Origin of the sequence: Aliikangiella marina, assembly GCF_007004765.1 — a bacterium.
GTDB lineage: Bacteria > Pseudomonadota > Gammaproteobacteria > Enterobacterales > Kangiellaceae > Aliikangiella > Aliikangiella marina.
In genome coordinates, this window is the sequence record NZ_VIKR01000005.1 from 401,217 (window position 1) to 422,876 (window position 21,660).

The window sequence follows — 21,660 nt, forward strand, 5'->3', positions numbered from 1 at the left end:
ATCAACAGGAGTATTGACTCAGTGAAAGTGGGTTTTGTCATCGTCATCGCCGCTGTTTTCGGGTTTACCGCATTGGTTTACTTCGATTCGGCGACCCAACAAAACGTCTATGATTTTTGCCAGCTTAATTCTTCTGGGAACACTGTAGTAGAATTGAAAACACGAGCTGATGAACAGGGCTTTACTTTTGTCGAAGTGGATCCTAGGACTATCGAATTAACCGCTGATGGTAGCTTCAGCTTACTCAATGAGCATGTATGTGAAGTTAAGGTCAATGATGGGAGGGTGGTTTCTCAAGCATTGGTCGCTCGCAGTAAAATATTTTAGTCAAAGATTTGAAAGGTTAGCCTATTTCGACCTTCCGTTTTGCTTTTGTAGAGCAATTGGTCTGCTCTTGTATAGAGTTCTTTTGCGGTAATATCGGGTGGCGGAATAATAAATAAGGCACCGATGCTAATACTGATGCCAAGTTTTTTATCATTGACATCAAGTTTTATCGACATTGCAGCAGCACGACATGATTCAAGTTTCGACTGACAGGCAGTTGGACTATCGGCATGAAATAAAATAGCGAACTCCTCTCCGCCAACTCTAGCTACAATATCGGTGTTTCTTTGCATATTCTGCTTTAAACTTTTTCCAAGGAACTGAATGAATTTGTCACCGACGGGGTGTCCATAAGAATCATTAATATTTTTAAAATGATCAATATCAACCAGGGCAAGACACATTGGCGTTTGAAATCGAATCGACTTTTTGAGATCGTTGACGAGTTCTTCGTCGAATGCGCGCCGATTTAACAACTTTGTCAAACTGTCTTCTCTCGATAGTTTTTCCAATTTAATATTAGCATCTGATAGTTCGCGAGTTCGCTTTTCAACTTCGAGTTGCAACTCGTTTTGGAAGTCGAGATAAACGCGTTTTGCTTGGCGTAGTCTTTGTTTAATTGAGAATATTTCTGCTGTAAATGAGTCTTCTTTATCCGATCTTTTATCCAAGCTATCAAGCGTGAGATTATTAACAATATTTTCGAGTGGACCGGTAAGGTTTTTTGACAGTAATCGTGAAATAATAAAAGTTAAAAGAAAAATAATTGAAAAGAGAATGACCAGATATCGATAATAAGCCTCAACAATATTATTGATTTGAGCGGTGTCACGGAGTATGAAAGTCGTCCAGCCATTGACAGTCGGCTTCGACTCGAAGAAAAAATCTCGCCTATTTGTCGCTTGATTGATTTGCAGTAATTGTGCGATTTCTGAATAGTTGGTGTCGGGAATTATATATTCCAATTGGTCCATGACATTCAGCTGTGCGGCTTTGGAAGCATAAAGAATATTGTTATTTTTATCGAGAAGAATAAAGAAATCTTGAGAGTTCTCTCCAAGGTTGTTCTCAATTTGTTGAAAACTTTTTAAATTTAATGAGCCTTCAATAACGCCTTTAAATTGATTGTCTTCATAAACTGGCGCACTAATCGCGACAATAATATCATTGCCAAATCCCCGTCCTTTAAAAGCTTGAGAAATATAACTGCGTCCCGTCGCCTTAGCTTCAATGAAATAGTCACGATCAATGACTGAACGTTGGTTCTCAGGCGCATCCTTAAGTACCTCATAAAAATTATTAGGCGCTCCCGCAATAATGCCGCCGTTTTCATCGGCAATGAGCATTGTCAAGAAGCCTGGATAAGTTTTTTGAGTTGTATTAAGAAAAGTTAAAGTGTCGGTTGATAATAGACGATATAAACCCAAACTATCCGCACTTTGCTGGATCTTTGCTTGATGCGACTCAATGTAGTTCCTGATGAAAGCGCTGGCTTGATAGGCTTTGTTACTTAAACTATTTTGCAGTTGTCTACCGCTATCTCTTACTGAAAGCTCAACCAATACAAGCCCAATCATAATACCGGTGATGGCCGTAATGGTACTAAATTGCTCGAAGATTTTAATAGACATCGCCGGTAACTCACCATTCCAAGTTACCGCGCTCTCAGATTTGACTAAAAAAGGTGCCACGACTGACGCAATAGCCGCGTACAGTACGCCGTTGATAGCTTGTTTCATGATCAGCAACTGATTATTGTAGGCAAATTCTGGATCATTAAAATAAAGAATCACGAAAGTGAGCGGAGCGCCAATTAACAACCAATAAATGATATCGGCGAATAATAGAAATAACCCACGGGATAAAAGTAATCCAATAACGATCACTTCCATCCCTAATAGAAGAAAAAAGTAAGGATTATCAAATATAATCAGTAGCGAGAGCGAAGAGATGGTAGATGCAATTAAACCGGGCAAATAGCCAAAACGCAGTAAACATAGGAGTACTAATGAACTACCTAGGTGAAATGACATATTGCCATACACAGATATTTTAAAAAACACATTGACGAGGGCTGCGCCTAAACCAAATGCACAGCCGATGATAATCAGTTGAAAAAGTTGCTTGTTAATAATTGAAAACTGCCTAAATATCGATATTGCTATTATTCATTATAGATTACTTACGGCGAGTTAAGCGGGAAATGAGTTATTCGCGGAATTGAATTAGACAATCTTTATGATCGTAATACTTGGTATTTGTCTGTCATCAGTTTCATATTCAGCTAGTTAGACGACACCATTAAAAGAAACCTCTTAGGTTATTCAGCTATCTCTATTCGATTTCGGCCGTTTTCTTTAGCACGGTATAGCGCTTTGTCGGCTTCTCGCATGACCGATGCGACTCCTTCTCTGTCTCTAAATCGAGCAATGCCAATACTCACGGTAATCGAAAATTGTTGGTTGCCTTGTGAGAGTCTTATATCCGCAACAGCCTGCCTAATTCGCTCATAAACTCTTTCGCTAGAAATGTCGATAATTTCAGTTAAAATCACCAGAAACTCCTCGCCTCCCCAGCGGGCGACGTAGTCATTATGGCGTACGGTATTGGTAAGACACTTTGCGACCATTCTGATCGAGTTATCGCCTGCGGCATGACCATATTGATCATTCACTTTTTTGAAGTGATCGATATCAATTATTGCAACGGAAGCATAGCGTTTACTACGAATACCTCTAAGGTACTCGCGATATAGTGCCTCCTCAGCGCCGCGTCGATTCATAAGACCTGATAGCTCATCGGTTCTGGCGACCACTTCGAGTTTTTCGGTCAATAGCTTGTTGTGTTCATCAACTCGATAACGAGAAAGCTCTTGGATAAACAATAAAAAACAAACTACCGCAAATATGATCGGAAACCGGGTTTTTACTGTTTCGGGATAGTCAGCTTGCAAGAGAATAAAGTCATCAACATTTAGTATCAATAAGGAAATCGTTGATAGTACTAAAGTGATGAGCAATCCCCAGCGATGACCCAGAAAAAAGAAAAACAACGGAGCAATCGCAAAACACCAAAAGAGTCCTGTTTGATTTAAGCCACCGGTTAAAAACAAGTAAAAAAATACAATTAGAATTAAAATTGCAGCGATAGTCGCAGCGGCCCAAATATTTTTTGTTGTACGCAATAAAAAATAGTTGCCAATGTTCGCTACCGAAAGCATCGCCAAGAAGTAACCTCTTGAGTCCGCTTGATTGACGAAAGAAACATAAGCAAATATCGATATAATGACAAAACCAAAAACGGATAAAAAAGAGACACTAAAAAATAGTCGGATAGAGTCTGTATTAGCGTTATTAGCAGGTGGTTGGATCAAAAAAATATCCAACATTTTACGCAGCAACTTTTCGAGTTTTCGAATCATGAAGTGGTAAGTGCTTGTGCTATGTCGTTAGGCCTTTAATTGGCGACTCTAATGGTTAACTAAAAGATAGCAGTCGAAACCTAATACCACCACTAATTGCCAATAATTAGCGCGTTTATTCAGATTGCATCTATGGTGCAAGGTTTTATAGTCGATTAAAGAACCAGCCGGGAAGTAGCATTAAAAGCCAAGCAATCAGTCTCCATCGCTTGGTAACATATGCCACCGACCTTTTTTTATGAATCGCGCTAACAATCTGCTTTGCGGCTTTTTTAGGGCTCGCTTTCCAAAACTGGCCATCGCCCTTCGCCATAGCAGTATCAACGAAGCCGGCTTTGATGTCGGTTATGTGAATGTTGCTGTTAGTTTTAACAGCCTTCTTTTGTAATCCTTGCAGGTAATTTGATTGATAGCTTTTACTCGCATTGTAGCTCGGCGATACGTCACCCCCTCGCAACCCTGCTATTGATGTTATAGCGGCCAATTGGCCGGATTTCCGTTCTAAAAAATATTTAAAACCGCGATTCGCAATAGCGGTAAAGCCTTGTACGTTGGTTTCGATGGTTCTGTCTGAGATCGACCAGTCAAGTTCAGGGTCGATATCTCCGGTTCCTGCGCAGATAATCAAAACCTCCATACCCTGCATGTGGTCAATTAAGTAGTCCAGTTGAATACAGGCTTTTATCGGGTTGGTGACATCGATTTGTTTGATAAAGGCTTGGCCAAGGTGTTTTTGTTGGAATGCTTTGAGGCGCTCGAGACGGCGACCAGCAACGCCAACACGCCAACCCATATCGGCATACTGTTCTGCCAAGGCCAGCCCAATGCCGCTAGTGGCTCCAACGACCACCACTTTTCGTGGCAACTCTTCTTGTTTAGCTTGGCTTCGTGATTTTTGGTGATCATTTATCATAGGCCATAGACTCATCAAAATGATTTTCTTTCTCGTAGATAGCTTTCTGAATCGCGATATAGTCGTCGAGTGATTGTCCTTTAACATCAGCAATAGGCGTATTGCTTGGTTCAATCTGACTCATTCTGTCGATTCTAAACACTCTGAATGCGTTTCTTAAATGGCACCATGCAACCAATGTCCAAACCTTCCCCCAATAGTAAAGACCTAACGGTGATAAAGCGCGTTGGGAGTGCTCTCCGTTGAGTTTTTGGTAGTCCACTAACACCTGTCGCTTGTTGTTGATCGCTTGACGCAGGCTTTCGAAATTGGCTTTGTGCTGGTTAGGGATGGCAAATGTCGGCACAAATAGCTTGCTATTTTGGAGGTTAGTGCGCAATTCTGGTGGAATCACGGCTTCAATTTTGTCGAGTGCCGATAGCGCTGATTTAGCTAACTCGTTACCAGACCAGGCGGTAATCATTTTAACACCAAGAATCATCGCTTCTAGCTCGTCGGCATCAAACATAATCGGTGGTATATCGAGTGAATGGCGCAGCATATAGCCAACTCCAGCTTCCGACTCAATTGGAACGCCTGATAGGGATAGGTCTTGAATATCACGATAAATAGTGCGCTCGGAAACCTCCAAACGTTCGGCGAGCTGTTTTGCTGTGACTAAGCGCTTGTTGCGTAAAATCTGGGTGATTTGAAATAATCTATCAGCGCGCCGCATCGAGTATCATCCGAAATATTTGCCACAAAATATTTGATAGGTGGATCGGCAGTTTAACCTGCCTATTTATTGATTAAAAGCTGATTAACTAAATCTGTTGCTTGAGCAATCGTTTGCGGATTATAGGTGGTTTACAATTAATGCAGAGTTTCCCTGCAATAGTTATTGCTCCTAATTCTTAACCTCGGTATGGTATAGCCAAACGATAAAAATATCGCTGGTCGACTATGGCGTATACACGGCCTAACGCAAAGACACTGTTGAAGCAACGTACCAGTGGTTTTACCAACAATTATAAGCAGTAGGACGAATGAAAAAAGCAACCATTCTGTTACTCGCCTTCAGCGCGGGCTTTTCGATTATGTGTTTCCAATTATTGGGCGGACGTATGTTAGCGCCTTATTTTGGGAGTAGTGTTTATGTTTGGGGGAGTATTATTACGGTATTTATGCTGGCGCTGTCCATAGGTTACTTGAGCGGCGGTAAGTTTTCACTCTATAAGCCGAACTTGATCCGCTATGGGGGGATATTCGTTTCTGCAGCGCTCACCTTATTGCCAACAATTTTTTTCTCAGAATCTATATTTGAGTTTGTATTTCAACGAATTGAAGATCCTCGCTACGGTTCGTTAGTTGCTTCGACACTCATATTTTTGGTGCCTAGTATCATTATGGGGATGATTGCGCCGTATTCGGTAAGAATATTAACGGTTTCCGCAGACTCGTCAGGGCATACTGCCGGTTTCTTATACTTCGTCTCAACAATGGGAAGTGCTATTGGGACGATTTTGACATCATTCTATTTGGTGCTTTGGTTGGAAGTAAATCAAATTCTTTGGTTAACCTTTTCAACTTTGTTTATCGCTGGTTGTCTAGCCTGGATAGTTTCAAGTATTGACAAAAACGCGGCTCAACCTTCGGTAGCTTAAATCACTCACTGTTTTTAAATGTATATTAATTGAGAATAAAACGTATCATGAAAAAAATTCTTTTAATGGTTCTGGCTGCTAGCGTCACTTGGACAGTTAACGCAAAAGAAATAGTTAAAGAGCGGTCGATATATCGAAATGTCGTGATAGTCGAAGAAGGTGATTTGCGTTGCATGCGGTTTGAAACTCGCCGTCGACAAATAACCAATCAAGCTTGCATGGATATGACCGACAGCAATCGTCTCGTTTTTGAGTATGCACACGGGGCACTTGCAGCCTATGCAATTAATCCGCAACCTAAACGAATTTTGGTCTTGGGTCTGGGAGGAGGAACGCTGTCGAATGTACTGCATGAGTTGTCACCCGAGGCGGAAATTGTAAACGTAGATATTGATCCGGTCGTGGTTAAGCTAGCCAAACAATACTTTGATTATCGAGAAGATGAACGGGTCACTTCAGAGATAAAAGATGGTCGTGTTTATGTTAAACGTGCGATGTTAAAGAAAGAAAAATTTGATTGGATTATTTTAGACGCTTTCAATGGTGATTACATTCCTGAGCATTTGATGACCAGAGAGTTTTTAACTGAAGTAAAAAGCTTACTCAATGAAGGCGGTGTTCTGAGCGCCAACACCTTTAGTAATAGTCTCTTGTATGATTATGAATCTGTCACTTATCAAAATGTATTCGGTAAGTTGCATATCTTTAAAGCACCAACAAAGGGGAATCGAGTCATTTTTGCATGTAATTGTGATTTTGAAAAATTCCCAGAGTTTGATCAGCAGCTGGCCCAAAGAGTTAAAAAGTATGGAGTGGACTTAGCAAAAGTTTGGAGTCGTATTAGCGATAGAGTTGATTGGAATACTGATAGTCAGATTCTTACTGATCAATATTCACCAGCCAATTTGTTAAAGCAGCAAAACTAGGTTGTTTCAATCAACGCTTTTAAAGGTTGAAGTTTAGTCCGAGCCCAGGGTTAGTGGATTTATGCGCTAACTTGGGCTATAAGGGTTAAGAGTCGTATTTAATCGGTAGTCAATAATTATAATGAAGACTTTGGTAAACACTTGCATACTTGTTGCACTTTGGCTAAGTATCTCGTGCCAAGTCAGCGCTGAATCTGAAACCAATGATGACAGTCAACTTTCCGAAGCACTAACCTATCAACATGTTAATCCTCGACGAGCTATCCAGTTGCTTGAACAAGCGATAGCAACCGCCAGCCAACAAGATCAATTTATCGGAGAACCTGAAGCCATTAAGCGTCTTTGGTTAATTTACTTGCTTTATAAAGTCGGTTTAGAACAACAAGCCGAAAAGTATGGAGTACAGCTGTCTTCGAGAGAGGCTACCAGCAAAGCAAAACCCTGGGTCAATCTAGCCGAAGCGGTTGTTGAACTGAATAAGCAAGAAATCAATAACGCTCAACGGCTTTTGGATAAGGTCGCTTTATATTTAGATGAACATAACAATGAACGTCTCACTATGTGGCATTCACTCAGTTTAGGAGCGATTGAATCGAGAGGTAGTCAGTACGAAAAAGCCCTAATTCATCTTAATCAAGCAGAAAAACTAGCCAGTGAATTTAAGAATGCACTAGTACTTATGAACGTATTGTCGCAGCAGATTAATATCGAGTATTACATGAGACAATACAGCAAAGCTTTGGAGCATAATGAGAATTTTTTAAAGCAATCTAAACGCCTTCAAGATGAGTTTTATGAAGTTTTTGCCTATTCAAATGCAATGAATATTCACTATATGCTGGCACTTCAAGCGGAACAAGCAGCAGCCGAGATAATCGATGAATCTCTGCAAAAAACTAAGCTTCAAACTGCTGAACGTCACCGTAAGTTATCAGAGAAATACCGTGATTTGGTGCTTACCGTTGGGGAGGAAGTCGGAGCATTCAAACCCAGAATGCGAGCCTTAATCCAATTACAGAATCAGTTTATTCGAGATGAAAATTTAGACCAAGTAAAAGCCCTTGTTGCAAAGACGATAGAGATTGCCGATGAGCAAGGTGTTTTATATGAGAAAGGTGTTTCACTGAATAATCTTGCGATAGCCTATCGAACTGCCGGTTTATATCAAGAGGCACTTGAAGCTCTGGCTGAAGCCGACAAAATCTACCAGACGATACAGCATCCTCAATCAATGCTATGGGCACTAGAAGACTATTCTATTATTTATGAGTTAGCCGGCGACCATGAAAACGCTCTAAACTATTATAAACAGTACCATCAGAAGTCACTTGAGTTAATTCAAGAAACCAACAGCGAGAGAGTTCTTGAATTACAAGAAATTTTTGAAGCTGAGAAAAGTCGCCAGGAAATCCAGCGTCTCAATCAAGACAATACGCTTAAAGCGAGCGAGCTGAAAGCTCAGCAGCTGCAAACTGCGGTTTTTGTTGGCTTAGGGCTATTCTTGGCGACGGTATTGATATTTTTCTATAGTCGTAACAAATTGATAACAGAGAAAAATACCAAACTCGATCAGCTAAATGCTAAGTTGCAAGAACAAGCTTTTAGAGATCCGTTGACTAAATTACAGAATCGCCGCTTCCTCAAAGAAATTCAGCCACGAATGGAGAGTTCAGTTATTCGTCGCGTTCACAAGGATAGCGACTCAAAACAAAAGTTAGGAATAGTTATATTGGACATCGATCATTTTAAAAACATTAACGATCAATTTGGTCATGATATTGGAGATACCGTGATTAAAAACTTTGCCGATATACTGACGACAAACCTTAGAGAGGGGGATATTGCGATACGTTGGGGAGGCGAAGAGTTTTTTGTGACCTTATTTGATACAGACATCCTAGGCGTAGAAACATTTTGTCAGCGGATCATGCAAACTTGTAATCAAGAAACAATGAAAATCGATGAGCATGAGATTAAAGTGACAGCTTCCCTCGGCTACGCACTGTTTCCTTTAATCAGTGACAACCCTGATTGGTTTAACTGGAATGAAGCAATGCGATTGATCGATACTTATCTTTATGCGGCGAAAAAAGAAGGGCGAAACTGCAGTGTGACGGTGGATTTAGAAGCACTTGACGATAGTTTGAGAAGTAAACAAGTCATTCTTAGCGCGGACTTTATTGACAAGATTAGTACCACGAGCAGTTATAAAAAACTCACTATTCGCTATTAGTGTTACCAGCAAACTATGTCCAATTGAAGTTAGCTTTGTTCTCTTTACCTAATTCTGGATGCATCCCGCTTGGTGGACTACACTTGAAAGACTGAACTGTCGATAGAGCCTTTTCGTTAGTGACTCAAACGCTGCCAACCCATTCCGAATCCTTTAATGTTACCCGCGTAAGGGTCGTCTTAGCGATTGGTGGGTTCATGATTCTGGCGTTTATGTTCGCGGATCTCAGTTTAATTCCACAAGGATTGAAGGACACTTATATCGTCAGTCGGCTCGGGCTCCAGCTACCAGTCGTCATTGTTTTTTTTGCGCTTTCCTATTGGCGTCACTTCAAGCCGATTTATCAACCAGCGCTTTGCTTCGTATTGTTATGGCTTTCCTTTGTCAATTATGGATTTACCGTCATTTGTTGGCAGCAGGTTGGCTTTGTTTTTCCCTATGAAGGCGTACTGATGTATGCTTTTTTCGGCTTCTTTGCAATGCGTTTATCGTTTCGTTTTGCAATATATTTTGTGACAATCAATACGGTTGCTTTTTATTTTATTGTTCAGCTTTATCCGATTTACGGCGAGCGCAGCTGGGTTAACCTTGGGTTTGTGTTTGGCGCACAGCTGGTGGGACTAGTGGGCTTATATGATTTAAAACGAAAAATAAGCTCACTGAATGAAGCAAATTCTCGATTAAAGTCGTTAAGTGAAATTGATCAACTCACGGGGATCTATAATCGGCGCTATTATGAAAATAAATCGAAGGACTTATTTTCTTGGTGTAAAAGAGCTGGCGACACGCTCGCTGTATTTATGGTGGATATTGACCATTTTAAAGATTTTAATGATGGTTATGGACATCAGAAAGGCGATGAAACTATCGCCTTGCAGGCAAAGATATTACAGCAAATATTCAAACGAGATTGGGATCTCGTTGCACGATATGGCGGCGAAGAGTTTGTTATCGTTGCACCGCAATTAACCAGTGACCAAGCTCAGCATCAAGCAGAGCGAATTATCGCTGCTTGGCAGAAAAAAGCGGTTGAGCATACTCACGGTAATGGCACCGGATTAGTGAGTTGCTCGATAGGTATATTTTGTGGCGTGCCGAGTCAGACTCAAAATATCGAAGCTTTCGTCGACCATGCGGATCAAGCGCTTTATCAAGCTAAAGCTGATGGACGCGCTAGATTTTGTATTACGACCAATCCTTAAATACGACCAATCCTTAAAATCGATCTCATTCCACACTCACTCGCAGATTAAGATATCTCAATATTTTTTGATTTTTGTTTGCCACTGACATTTACGGCTAAATAAATGACACGTTCAGCCATGTAGCGTTTTTCATCTCTATGTTAGCGTCTTATTACACTTTTCCGTTTTTACTCGTCCTAACAAACGACGAGTATTTAACGGACGAGACAAGATGGATCGTAAATCTAAAAAATAATCGAATCGATAATAAAAAATTATTTCACGAGGCTGAACATGAGCAAAAAAATAATACTGGCTAGCGGGTTGTGCCTTGGCATACTCTTTTCTGTTACTTCAATCGCAAATTCTTCGAGCTCAAAATCTTCAGGTTTTACCGCTTCGCAAACTCGAAATTTGGCGAGCCTAGATAACTTACAGTCGCAAAAAGTGCGAACAGCAAAACCGCTAGATTTTAAAGCGTTGATTACCGATAAAAGCTTTGTCAGTAGCGATAAAATTTCCCAATACAGTGCGATTAATCATAAAAAGATCAAGATTCATCGTCCTGGCGCGAGCTTTATTAAAATTCATTTTAGCCGTCTATATTTATCTGAAGGCACTTATATTGAAGTTAGAAATTCTGATGGCACTCAAGTACATCGATATGGTAACGAGAATCCGTCTTTATATACGTTGCGCGATGGAGACAACGGAGTAACTTCATTTTCGGCATTAACAGTATTTGGAGAGACTGTGATCATTGAGCTCATAGATCCGAATAATTTAGCCGCTAATTATCATATTGAAGTTGATTCAATCATGGAAGGACTTCCAGAAAACGAACTGGAAAACGCCTATATTGAGTCGGATAGTTTAGATCTTGTTCCTCTCTCAACGTGTGGCGTCAATGAGCGTCGTGATGTTGCTTGCTTTGAGGATTCTCATCCGATTGAGTTTGAACGGTCGCGACCTGTTGCTCGGCTGCTGATTAATGGTTCTAGTTCCTGCTCTGCGTGGCGAGTTGGTGAGGATAATCGACTTTTCACGAATAACCACTGTATCTCTGGCGTTGCAGGTCCAAGTAAGACAGAAGTATGGTTCAACTACCAAAAATCTGGCTGTAACTCTGGTTCGACATCGGGAAGGGTGATTGTCACTGGTGATCAATTACTAGCGACCAATAAAGAGCTTGATTTTACTTTATTCACGGTTAAGAACTTTGAACAGATTCAACAGTTTGGGCATTTTGGTTTAGATGTTAGGGACCCGATTGAACAGGAAAGGATTTTTATTCCGCAACATGGTCGAGGACAGCCGAAACAGCTCTCTATCGTCAGTGATCAAAATAGCGATGGTATGTGCCGAGTTGATGTGACTTTGGCTGATGGTTCAGCGCCAAACACTGATATGGGATATATGTGCGATACCATTGGAGGAAGTTCTGGTTCACCTGTTTTAGCGGCAAGCTCAAATAATGTGATCGCGCTACACCATTTTGGCGGGTGTCCCAACCAAGGGGTGCTAATTAACCAAATATGGCCACAAGTCGCAGAGTTTTTTAACTATCAAATACCGGTTGGCGACAATTCGCCGGTTGTTGGTCGACCGAATGCAGATTTTGAGTATTCCGCGAACTCGTTATCAGTCTCCTTTACCGATAGAAGTAGTGATGATGGCAGTATCGTAAATTATCTATGGGACTTCGGTGACGGTCAGCAGAGCAGCTTAAGAAATCCGACTCACAATTTTAATCGTTCAGGGACTTATTCAGTGAGCTTAACGGTTACTGACAATGATAATCTCAATGATACATATACTGTCGATATAACCGTCGAAAATGAGCTCGACGGTATGTTACTGAAAGGAGTACCGGTAGAGGGGGTATCGGGGGCGACTGGTGATGAGGTCGAATTTTATTTTGATGTACCTGAAAATGCGCGCACTGCTTCATTTAAAATTTTGGGTGGAAGCGGTGACGCGGACATTTATGTGAGGTTTGGCGCCGAACCAACGACAAGTCGTTATGATTGTCGTCCGTATAAAAGTGGTAATAGCGAAACTTGTAGCTTTAATCCCGCTCAAGCGGGCCGCTATTTTGTCATGCTCAGAGCTTATCGAAGTTATTCCAATGTTTCACTAGTCGCGGATTACACTGAAGGTTCTGGTGATGAATTGCGATTCGATGAAACTGGATTGTCTGGGGCACGTGGCAGTTGGCAGCACTTTACCCTCGAGCTGCCAGAGGGTATGACTGAACTTTCAGCCGTAATGTCCGGCGGTAGTGGTGATGCTGATTTGTATGTGCGATATGGCTCTCAACCGACAACCTCTGGCTATCAGTGCCGTCCGTATAAAAACGGTAACAATGAATCTTGCAAGATTAATAATCCTAGTGCTGGAACTTGGTTTATTAGTGTTAGAGCGTACAGCAGTTTCTCGAATGTAGATTTAACGGGCGAAGCCCTTTAGCGATGTATTGTGCCAAGGAGGGCATTCTAGACCGACTAATTAACAGGGTGACTAGTCGGTTGATCACTTTAATCAATCGCTCCGCTGGTTTGCATTAGTTGATAGATCCGATTAGCAAGCGCTTGGTATCCCGCGCCGTTTAAGTGGATGGGGTCAGACTTGTACTGTCTTGAGCGGAGCAGCTCAGAAAGCGAGTCACCGTCATAGACTAGGGCGTACTGTTCTGCCAGTTCTTGATAAAATGGTGCGCTATCTGAAAACAATTTCTTTTCTGGAACTCCCATAAAAATAATTCTAATCTCTCTCGCTTGTGCAATTTCGATCATCGTTGCTAGATTTTGTTTAGTCGTTTTGGGGTTGTGGTTTCGTAGGATGTCGTTACCGCCTTCCATCAAAATCACCATGTCTGGCTGATGCTTATCTAAGACTTGAGCAAATCGTTGTAAGCCACCGGTTGTTGTTTCGCCAGAGATGCCTTCATTGACCACTTCAAATCCTGTTAACTCGGCGAGAGCTTGCGGATAAGTCGGCCCGTTTCCTGAGCCGACGCCATAGGTTAAGCTATCGCCAAAAGCCACAATTTTTGAGCCATACGCTAAGGGGGGGAGTTTTGGCTCGCTGCAGCCGATGACCGCAAAAGTAAAAATAATCAGTAAAACAGATTTTAGTTTTAACATTTGAGCGTCCTAAACTTTCAGCACTAAATGGTTGTTTGCGGATAATAGAGGAATCTACGGATTAAATCGATAATTGGGCCAAATTGGGAACACCATTGAACAGAAAAGCGATTGTTTCGGGTTTACAACCAATTCGATTAGTAAAGCGTGTTGATAAGACTCCACCAACTGACGTAGGTTGACGGAGCCCAGTTGGTAAAGTGCTTATTGTTTTGAGTAAAGACCGACTCGGTTGCCTTCACTATCAATAAATTGCGCGAAATATCCGCCAGCGCCATCTTGAATAGCGGTTTTAGGGACGACAACTTGGTTGCCCAGTTTAGTAATTTTGCTCAAGGGCTCGCTGATATCGTCACCGCCATTAAGGTAAATTACCGTGCCTTGAGCACTGGGTGAATAACCTTCACCTGCTACGAGCGCGCCTGATACCAAATCTTCGTCAGTCGCGAACATAGCGTAATCGTATCCGCTCATATCTTCTCGTTTAAACTCGACATTCAAGATATCTTTGTAGAATTTCATTGCTCTTTCCATGTCATTGACAGGTAGTTCTGACCAAGTAACCATGTGATCCATATTTTTATCCTCGTGATTATGTATTGAAAAGTGAATCAGGGGTGTGTCGAGTAGGTTAGCCTGAGCCTCCTGACAGGGTAGTGTCAGGAGGTTATAAAAAATTTTTTCAATAACAAAAAATTATCAAATTGAAGAGAACCAATTATTGGCTTACGCATACGAATCACTTAAAATACCCCTTCAGGTTTGGGAAACGCCTGCCCTACAAAAGAGTTATGCTCACTCCTTAGAAAGAAATAAACTTTACATGAGTGTTTATTTTTAAACGTAATCGATTGCTTTGGTAGGGGAAAGCGATAGTAGGAGACGTTTATGAATCATTCATTTCCACAAAGAAATACCCTCACTGAACCCGCGATTCTTTTGGGCAAAAATCTTAATTTTTATAAAGCACAAGCGGCTAAACTACACAAACAAATTAAGCAGTCTGATTTGATTTTGCAAAGCGATCTCAATATTAGGCTTGCCCAATTTAATATGGAGTATTGGCTAGAATCACCGAGTACTGTTAAGCGTAAACAAGTGTTGAACCTTATTGCCTTAGAGAACGGGTTTGCTAATTGGCAGGCACTCAAGTCAAGAGTGGAATTGGAAACTGCGCTGGATTTCCAAACCTTTTTCTGTCGTCACGGATTAGGTGGCTATTTAAATCATTGGTTCACAAATTACGCTGAAGCAAAAGCGCATCAAAATGCCTACGGTGGAATTTTGCTGCCATATAGACAGCAATTTTTTGTGACGCCGATAAACTTTTTGGACAAACTCGGTTTTGACCAGTCAGATGAAGAATGGCGAGCAATTGGCTTTGATTGGGTCGTTCCAAAATCAAATAGAGCCAAGTTAAGGATCATCAAAACGATTGTCACTCAATTTACCAGCGAGGAGTAATGAGAGAGGAGCAAGCTGTTCTCGAGACCCATTGGCTCGATCCTTAATCTTTGCGTTCCGGTGTTCTCAATCAAAGATTAAAAATGCCCGGCTTTCGCCGGGCTGACAAACCATAACCGAGTAGAGATGGGGTCACCGTTGGTTACGGTTTATATAGGCAACATAAAGCTTCAACAGTAAGGTAGGTCGATAATTGAGATGCCTGACTAATCTAACTATCGAAATGACAAGGAGTGATGTTGAAAACCCTAACATTGCATATATCCTGTTTACAGGTGAGCAGCAAAAGCTGCCTAAATAGTTGACGGATTTCTTGGTTACTCTGAGAGCCCTCGTTCGAGCCACTGTAAGTCCAAGATAAACAAAGTGATTGCTTAGTTACGTCATAGATTTTTAATGACGGTTTACCATCGTCCAAAAATGCTTCTATTTGATAACTCATCTATTCGTCTCGCGTATTCACAGTTTACCGCTTAACCTGAATGAGAATCATTCTAAACAAGAAAAAATAAAAATGCAAATGATAATTGTTCGCAATAAGGTTTTAGGCCAATAAGATAATTGATGAGATGTTTTAATATGCGCTCGACTTAGGTAGAGTGAGGCTTTAAATATACCTGTAGGCACGATTTTTAAGCTGTAGGCAATATTTTTAAGCTGTAGGCACTATTTTTAGGCTGTAGGCACGATTTTTAAGCTGTAGGCACTATTTTGAGGAGTAGCTGATTGTCCCCCGATGAATTCCCCATAAGGCTTAATGAGCCACGAGAGCGCCATTACGTGATGGCACATTATGCGTTCAGGCAAATTTGTCTCGATGATAGTGATTATTTTTTTTCCCTCATGGCCAGTAACCATCAACAGCAATTTTTAAACAATCTGATTCAACAGGTCGAATCGAATTGCCCTGATGATACCACTACTTTGCAAGCCACGGATTTTGATGTTGTTACTTCACGAGCTGGTGATCATCCCTTGGTATTGATCAAGATGCCTCCCCCGCAAGCGCATGCTGAGGCTGCTTTTGTGGGAGTAGTGTCAACACTAGATTTAACAACGCCTTTAGATGAGCAGTCACCAGAAGTGAGATATTTTACGTTGGAGCTTGGTGAGGGTGAGCAAGGAGCCTGTTTTTTCTTTTGTCAGTGGCACTTGGATAATCATTTAAATCTTGGTGAGTTGCAAGGCGAGTGCACTCGTGAAGCTTTTGCGACGTTAATCGAACAGAGAATGGAACAGTTAGCACAACGAACAGCGCACTAGCGTATAGCATAGACCTACTTGACTGGCTGGTACGTTCCAATCTGGTGCCGGCTATAAAGGCTGATGAAATAACTAAGTTTTGAGACTTAGATGAAACTTAGGAAAAACCCGAAATCGACGAAAAAATTGGAACTTTAGAGAAAACAGAAATATTACCAACAACACCATGCTTAAATCGGGCATTCGACTAGGGTAAAAAAATATCGAAAGCCAGAAAATACCTTAAAACAAGGAGTTCAAACAATGAGCAATACGAGCGAAAACTCACCACTGATTCCTGCCGCACTCTTTCTGGCGATCGGTATTGCGGTCGGAGGCTATTTTATTTCGCAGACGCTTTATAACTCGCGAGTCGCACTAAATACAGCCGATGTTAAAGGGCTTGCGGAGCGCAGAGTCGAAGCCGATAAAGCCTATTGGACAATTAGTTATACGGTTACGGGCTCCAGTAAAAATGAAATCCCCGCGCTCTATGAGAAATCCGAGGTCGATAAAAACACGATTGTCTCAACGCTGAAACAAAGTGGATTCACCGAGACTGAGATCTCACCAGGAATTATCCGCTACAACAAAGAAGAGTATCGTGATGAGAATCAGAAACTCGTCGAAGAAAAGCATTTTTTAATTGGCGAAATCGAAGTCGAAACCGAGAAAGTTAAACTTGTCGCTGAAGGCAGAGCAAAGCTTAACAAACTGATTGCCCAAGGCTTAGATGTTATTAATAATGAGCCTGCTTATCACTACACAAAGCTGAACGATATTAAACCAGACATGGTCAAAGAGGCGACCAAGAATGCGCGCATTGCGGCCAATGAGTTTGCGAGTAATGCAGGCGTTAAAGTCGGAGGGATACGTTCGGCCCGGCAAGGAGGTTTTGTGATTAGAGATGTAGGCGAAAGATATGGCGATACGCGAAAAATCGAGAAAGAAGTCAGAGTGGTTACCAATGTGACTTTCTTTTTGACAGATTAACTTTGCTGTTATCAAGGTCACTCGGGGTTAACTTAACAGGTAATGAACAATAATCCTCGGTAAGTGGACTGGCGCAATAACAACTACCTATACGTTAAAAAAAATGCTACGGTGAAGCCATCTTCTATGTTTGGAGAATCTTATGTCATTGACACCGCACCTTATTGAAGAGCTAGAGTTGCTGAATCTGTTTAACCTCAACTCAACTCAAGAGGGCATCAAAGTTCATCATGATGCTGATCCCAAAATGGTTGCTGCCGCGCATCGTCTCTTTGATAAAGGGATTATCTCCCAAATGGACGGTGGTTATTTAACCGATAGAGGCGTAGAGACGGCGGAGCATGTTCAACTATTGGTGAAAATGCTCCAAGCGGAAAGTTAACCTTCGTTACATTGTTTTATTTACGCTTCCGCATCACGCCTTCTTGCGCGGTGCTGGCAACTAATCTTCCCTGTTGGTCAAAAAACTGACCGCGAACAAAGCCTCTATCATGACTAGCGGAGGGGCTTTCAATTACGTGAAGTAACCAATCATCGAATCGGAAGTCACGGTGAAACCACATACTATGGTCAATAGTCGCCATCTGAAACTCGGGGAGCATGAAAGAAACTTTGTGTGGCTGACCAGCGACTGGTAAAAAGGCAAAGTCAGATGCATAGGCTAAAACGTATTTATGAACTCTTAAATCGTTTGGAAGTGGGCCATTGGCTTTCATCCAAATATGTCGTTTTGCAGGCGCCTGTTCTGGACTCAGTGGATTGAAAAACTCAACCGGGCGAATTTCTATCGGCTTTTCACAAGTAACGATGTTTCGAATCCGCTCTGGCACTTTATCGGCAAATTTTCGAGCGATATCGAGCTCAGACATGAGGTTCTCTGGGCCGGCAACATTAGGCATCTCTGCTTGATGTTCAAAACCATCGCTGGCTTCATGAAATGATGCGGTCATAAAGAAAATGCGTTTGCCATTTTGAATTGCTTTTACCCGGCGAGTTGAAATGCTGGCGCCATCACGGATATTTTCGACATCGTATACTATCGGTTTGGTCGCGTCGCCTGGCCGCAAAAAATAACTATGAAATGAGTGACAAGGGCGCTCTGATGCAAGCGTCCGTTTGGCGGCTGAGAGCGCTTGGCCAATGACCTGGCCGCCAAATACGTGGCCGAGTGCAATATCCTGGCTATCGCCTCGGTAGAGGCCTTCTTCAATTTTTTCCAAACTCAACAAGTCGAGTAACTCTTCCAAAACTTGTGACATAAGCGTCAGAGATCCTACAAAGTTAATTGATTAGTGGGTCTATTTTAGGTGAAAACGCCCTTCAGTCGCAAAATAAAAGTAAAAATGGAATAATGGGGTAATTTTTTACCCAAGTGCTTTAATTTTAATTATTTATTTAGGAGACTGAATTGAATCCTATCAATCAACTCAAAAGTCATCATTATTCTCGTGGCTCATTGTTAATCGCTTTAAGTGCTTTGCTTCTGAGCTTCGTAGTGACCACAAGCACTCAAGCAAAAAAGCTTCCCGGTTTGTCGCCAGATGACTATTTTGATTTCAAGTTTGTTGCTGATCCACAAATCTCTCCAGATGCATCGAAAATTTTGTTTGTAAAAAGGCAAGTAAGTGAAGACGGCCGAAAGCGCCATGCTTCGTTGTGGATGATTGAAGGAAATTCAGAGCCAAGACCATTTACCTTTGGCAACAATGATAGTAACCCCAAATGGTCACCCGATGGAAAACAGATTACTTTTACTCGTAAAAAAGATAAACAAACACAAATTTGGATGATGCCTGCTTCCGGCGGTGAGCCCAATGTAGCCACTGACATTGAAGATGTTTTACTAGATTATGAGTGGTTGCCCGATAATTCAGGTTTTATTTTGACTCTAGAGTCAGACCCGGAAAAAACGCATAAAGAAAATACAAAGAAAAATAACAAAGCAGCTGACAAAAAAAGTAAGCGTGCTAAGCCAGATATTATCGAAGTTAAACATGCGTTGTACCAATCTAATAGTATTGGTTTTTTAGATGAGAAACGAAGCCATATTTGGACCTTTGATCTCAGCACAAAAAAATTAACAAGACTCACTTCGGGTAAAGACTGGAATGACAATCATGCGCGACTTTCTAGCGATGGGAAGTTTATTTATTTCGACTCTAACCGAACTGGCGAAGAGTATGATGGAAGCGAAAACTCTGATATTTGGCGAGTTGCGACTAAAGGTGGTAACCCTCAAAAGATAACTGACCATGCCCATCGCGACAGTTCTCCAACGCCATCACCTGACGGCCGGTTAATTGCCTATTATCACGCTGAGGATACTTACGAACAAACCGATTTATGGGTGATGGACGCAGACGGAAAAAATAAAAAGAATCTAACGGAAAAGTTTGATAGACAACCTCAAAGTATTATTTGGTCGCCCGATGGTCAGCTGATTTATTTTATTGCTGCTGATCACGGCGCTACTCGATTATTTAAGGTTGATATTGCCAGCAAAGAAGTCAGCAAAGTCTTTGAGAAAAACATGTCTGTTTCTAATCTGGCGGTCGCAGCTAATCACCGCTTTTTAGTCTTTTCACTAGAAGACGCTACTCAACTGGCAGAGCTTTATCAGTTTGATTTAAGCAGTAAAAAATTAAAGAAGATAACGAGCTTCAATGATTCGCTATTAAAAAATCGTCAATTAACGACTTTAGAAGAGTTTTGGTTTACCAACGATAAAGGGATGAGAGTTCAGGGGTTTTACCAAAAACCAATTAATTTTAAAAAGGGTAAAAAGTATCCATTAGTGCTTAATATCAAGGGTGGTCCTGGCGGGATGTGGGGACATCGTTGGTTTCAAGAGAATCAAATGTATGCGGCGAAAGGTTACGCTGTTGCGTTTGTTAATTATCGTGGAAGTAGTGGCTATGGTATTGAGCATGCCAAAGCAGTGAGACTTGATTACGGTGGTGCTGATTATCAAGATAATATACAGTTTCTCGATAAGTTATTGGCCGAAAAAAAATGGTTGAATGCTAACAAACTCTATTTGACGGGTGGCAGTCATGGAGGTTTTTTAACCAATTGGATTACCACGAAAACCGATCGGTTTAAGGCGGCGGTAACGCAGCGTAGCGTAAGCTCATGGATATCTGAAGCGGGTACGCAAGAATTTACACCAAGAGCCATGCGTAAAGAGTTTGGTGGTAATTTATGGGAAAACTTTGACTACTACTGGAATCGTTCACCGTTACAGTTTGCCAATCAAGTTAAAACACCGACCTTGATTATTCATAGCGATAAAGATCTGATTACGCCTTTAGGTCAAGGGCAGGAATGGTTTTATGCCCTGAAAAACAATAATGTTGATACCGAAATGGTGATATTTAAAAATGAGACGCACAGCCTATCCCGTAGTGGAAAACCAATAAATTTAGTTGAGAGAATAAAAAGAATTATTGAATGGTTCGAACGCTATCAATAGCTTTTAGCGTAAAATGGCGGCAATAGTGTGATATATTATTTTCATCGCATCTTTGCACAAACGTAATTTGGTAAAATAACATTCGGCGAACCAATGCCAAGTCATTGATCATAGATCATTGATCATTGTGATTAAAGCAGTTCAAAGGCTCGCGCTTTTCCAATAGTGTGAGCGTTTTTATAAACGTTACTATCCAAAAATAACTAGCATGAAAAAACATTTGGAGGTAGTTGCCAATGCTGTGGGAAGAATACAAATCAGAATTTATCCCCAATGGTTTACAGCGAGATTTGTTGATTAGAGATGTTGATACTCAAGATTGGCAGTCTGTGATTCACTTTCTAAAAAGTAGTCATGCTCGGCTTATATTTTATGTCGATGGTAAAGAAGCTCCATTGCCGAATAATTTTGCCGCGTTTATCAATGATCCTTCCCACCAATATCTATTGTCAGTAAATTTAGGCGGGGTGGATATGAATTGTCCGTTTAACTCAGCCGATCAAATTGAATTACTATTTGACCCGGTAATGATTGACGATGAATTTAAGGCAAACTTAATCTTTCGATTAATGTCGACTATTGGCCGTACTTTGGATAAGCCTGTTTATTGTGCTCACGTCGACGAATATCGCGATCCTGTTTTTCAGTATACGCCGGGACAAAGTGTCGAATACCTCGCTAAACTCAAAAAATAAT

General features: G+C 41.3%; 19 protein-coding genes. 12 read left to right on the forward strand and 7 right to left on the reverse strand.

The window, feature by feature from the left end; translation table 11 throughout:
- Nucleotides 1–21: 21 nt before the first annotated feature.
- On the forward strand, nucleotides 22–327 hold the full coding sequence (locus FLL45_RS19055; protein WP_142943647.1) for a hypothetical protein: 306 nt from the start codon (nucleotides 22–24) through the stop codon (nucleotides 325–327).
- Here the strand turns inward: FLL45_RS19055 and FLL45_RS19060 are convergent.
- The 4 genes from FLL45_RS19060 to FLL45_RS19075 form a co-directional block, all read right to left on the reverse strand.
- Nucleotides 324–2,360, reverse strand: coding sequence for a sensor domain-containing diguanylate cyclase (locus tag FLL45_RS19060; protein ID WP_142943648.1), 2,037 nt, complete (start codon nucleotides 2,358–2,360; stop codon nucleotides 324–326). The two genes, FLL45_RS19055 and FLL45_RS19060, sit on opposite strands and share 4 nt — an antisense overlap.
- Nucleotides 2,361–2,647: 287 nt before the next feature.
- The gene (locus tag FLL45_RS19065; RefSeq protein WP_142943649.1) at nucleotides 2,648–3,748 is read right to left on the reverse strand and encodes a GGDEF domain-containing protein; all 1,101 of its coding nucleotides are present in this window, start codon (nucleotides 3,746–3,748) and stop codon (nucleotides 2,648–2,650) included.
- A 145-nt stretch (nucleotides 3,749–3,893) separates the two neighbouring features.
- The gene (locus tag FLL45_RS19070) at nucleotides 3,894–4,661 is read right to left on the reverse strand and encodes an SDR family NAD(P)-dependent oxidoreductase (RefSeq protein ID WP_185964551.1); all 768 of its coding nucleotides are present in this window, start codon (nucleotides 4,659–4,661) and stop codon (nucleotides 3,894–3,896) included.
- Nucleotides 4,651–5,376, reverse strand: coding sequence for a helix-turn-helix transcriptional regulator (locus FLL45_RS19075; protein ID WP_142943651.1), 726 nt, complete (start codon nucleotides 5,374–5,376; stop codon nucleotides 4,651–4,653). Before FLL45_RS19075 ends, FLL45_RS19070 begins: the two co-directional genes overlap by 11 nt.
- A gap of 310 nt (nucleotides 5,377–5,686) precedes the next feature.
- Here FLL45_RS19075 and FLL45_RS19080 point away from each other — a divergent pair, with 310 nt between their 5' ends.
- The 5 genes from FLL45_RS19080 to FLL45_RS19100 all read left to right on the forward strand — a co-directional run bounded on the left by FLL45_RS19080 (nucleotide 5,687) and on the right by FLL45_RS19100 (nucleotide 13,116).
- Nucleotides 5,687–6,304 carry a fused MFS/spermidine synthase gene (locus FLL45_RS19080; protein WP_142943652.1) on the forward strand — a complete coding sequence of 206 codons (618 nt, stop codon included), beginning with the start codon at nucleotides 5,687–5,689 and terminating at the stop codon, nucleotides 6,302–6,304.
- A gap of 47 nt (nucleotides 6,305–6,351) precedes the next feature.
- Entirely contained in the window at nucleotides 6,352–7,230 is an 879-nt protein-coding gene (locus FLL45_RS19085) for a spermidine synthase (RefSeq protein WP_142943653.1), read from the forward strand.
- Between the two features lie 121 nt (nucleotides 7,231–7,351).
- Nucleotides 7,352–9,463: a tetratricopeptide repeat-containing diguanylate cyclase gene (locus tag FLL45_RS19090; protein ID WP_142943654.1), complete on the forward strand. Its 2,112-nt coding sequence runs from the start codon at nucleotides 7,352–7,354 to the stop codon at nucleotides 9,461–9,463.
- A gap of 119 nt (nucleotides 9,464–9,582) precedes the next feature.
- Entirely contained in the window at nucleotides 9,583–10,665 is a 1,083-nt protein-coding gene (locus FLL45_RS19095; protein WP_142943655.1) for a GGDEF domain-containing protein, read from the forward strand.
- A gap of 276 nt (nucleotides 10,666–10,941) precedes the next feature.
- A complete protein-coding gene (locus tag FLL45_RS19100) occupies nucleotides 10,942–13,116 on the forward strand; it encodes a pre-peptidase C-terminal domain-containing protein (protein ID WP_142943656.1) in 2,175 nt (724 codons plus the stop codon).
- A gap of 68 nt (nucleotides 13,117–13,184) precedes the next feature.
- On the opposite strand, the gene FLL45_RS19105 is transcribed toward FLL45_RS19100, so the two are convergent.
- Nucleotides 13,185–13,793, reverse strand: a complete 609-nt coding sequence (locus tag FLL45_RS19105) for a GDSL-type esterase/lipase family protein (protein WP_142943657.1) — start codon at nucleotides 13,791–13,793, stop codon at nucleotides 13,185–13,187.
- A 204-nt stretch (nucleotides 13,794–13,997) separates the two neighbouring features.
- Nucleotides 13,998–14,369, reverse strand: coding sequence for a VOC family protein (locus tag FLL45_RS19110; RefSeq protein ID WP_142943658.1), 372 nt, complete (start codon nucleotides 14,367–14,369; stop codon nucleotides 13,998–14,000).
- A gap of 312 nt (nucleotides 14,370–14,681) precedes the next feature.
- Here FLL45_RS19110 and FLL45_RS19115 point away from each other — a divergent pair, with 312 nt between their 5' ends.
- From FLL45_RS19115 to FLL45_RS19130, 4 genes are all read left to right on the forward strand, one after another.
- Nucleotides 14,682–15,257, forward strand: a complete 576-nt coding sequence (locus FLL45_RS19115; RefSeq protein ID WP_142943659.1) for a hypothetical protein — start codon at nucleotides 14,682–14,684, stop codon at nucleotides 15,255–15,257.
- A gap of 726 nt (nucleotides 15,258–15,983) precedes the next feature.
- Nucleotides 15,984–16,520, forward strand: a complete 537-nt coding sequence (locus FLL45_RS19120) for a hypothetical protein (protein ID WP_142943660.1) — start codon at nucleotides 15,984–15,986, stop codon at nucleotides 16,518–16,520.
- 243 nt (nucleotides 16,521–16,763) lie between these two features.
- Nucleotides 16,764–17,492, forward strand: a complete 729-nt coding sequence (locus FLL45_RS19125) for an SIMPL domain-containing protein (protein WP_142943661.1) — start codon at nucleotides 16,764–16,766, stop codon at nucleotides 17,490–17,492.
- A gap of 142 nt (nucleotides 17,493–17,634) precedes the next feature.
- Entirely contained in the window at nucleotides 17,635–17,874 is a 240-nt protein-coding gene (locus FLL45_RS19130) for a TIGR02647 family protein (RefSeq protein ID WP_142943662.1), read from the forward strand.
- Between the two features lie 16 nt (nucleotides 17,875–17,890).
- Here the strand turns inward: FLL45_RS19130 and tesB are convergent, their stop codons facing one another.
- The gene (gene tesB / locus FLL45_RS19135; protein ID WP_142943663.1) at nucleotides 17,891–18,751 is read right to left on the reverse strand and encodes an acyl-CoA thioesterase II; all 861 of its coding nucleotides are present in this window, start codon (nucleotides 18,749–18,751) and stop codon (nucleotides 17,891–17,893) included.
- Between the two features lie 149 nt (nucleotides 18,752–18,900).
- Between tesB and FLL45_RS19140 the strand changes: the two genes are divergently transcribed.
- Together FLL45_RS19140 and FLL45_RS19145 are read left to right on the forward strand one after the other, a co-directional pair.
- A complete protein-coding gene (locus FLL45_RS19140; protein ID WP_142943664.1) occupies nucleotides 18,901–20,964 on the forward strand; it encodes a S9 family peptidase in 2,064 nt (687 codons plus the stop codon).
- A gap of 236 nt (nucleotides 20,965–21,200) precedes the next feature.
- Complete coding sequence (locus FLL45_RS19145) at nucleotides 21,201–21,659, forward strand: hypothetical protein (RefSeq protein ID WP_142943665.1); 459 nt, start codon at nucleotides 21,201–21,203, stop codon at nucleotides 21,657–21,659.
- The last annotated feature ends 1 nt before the right edge of the window (nucleotide 21,660 follow it).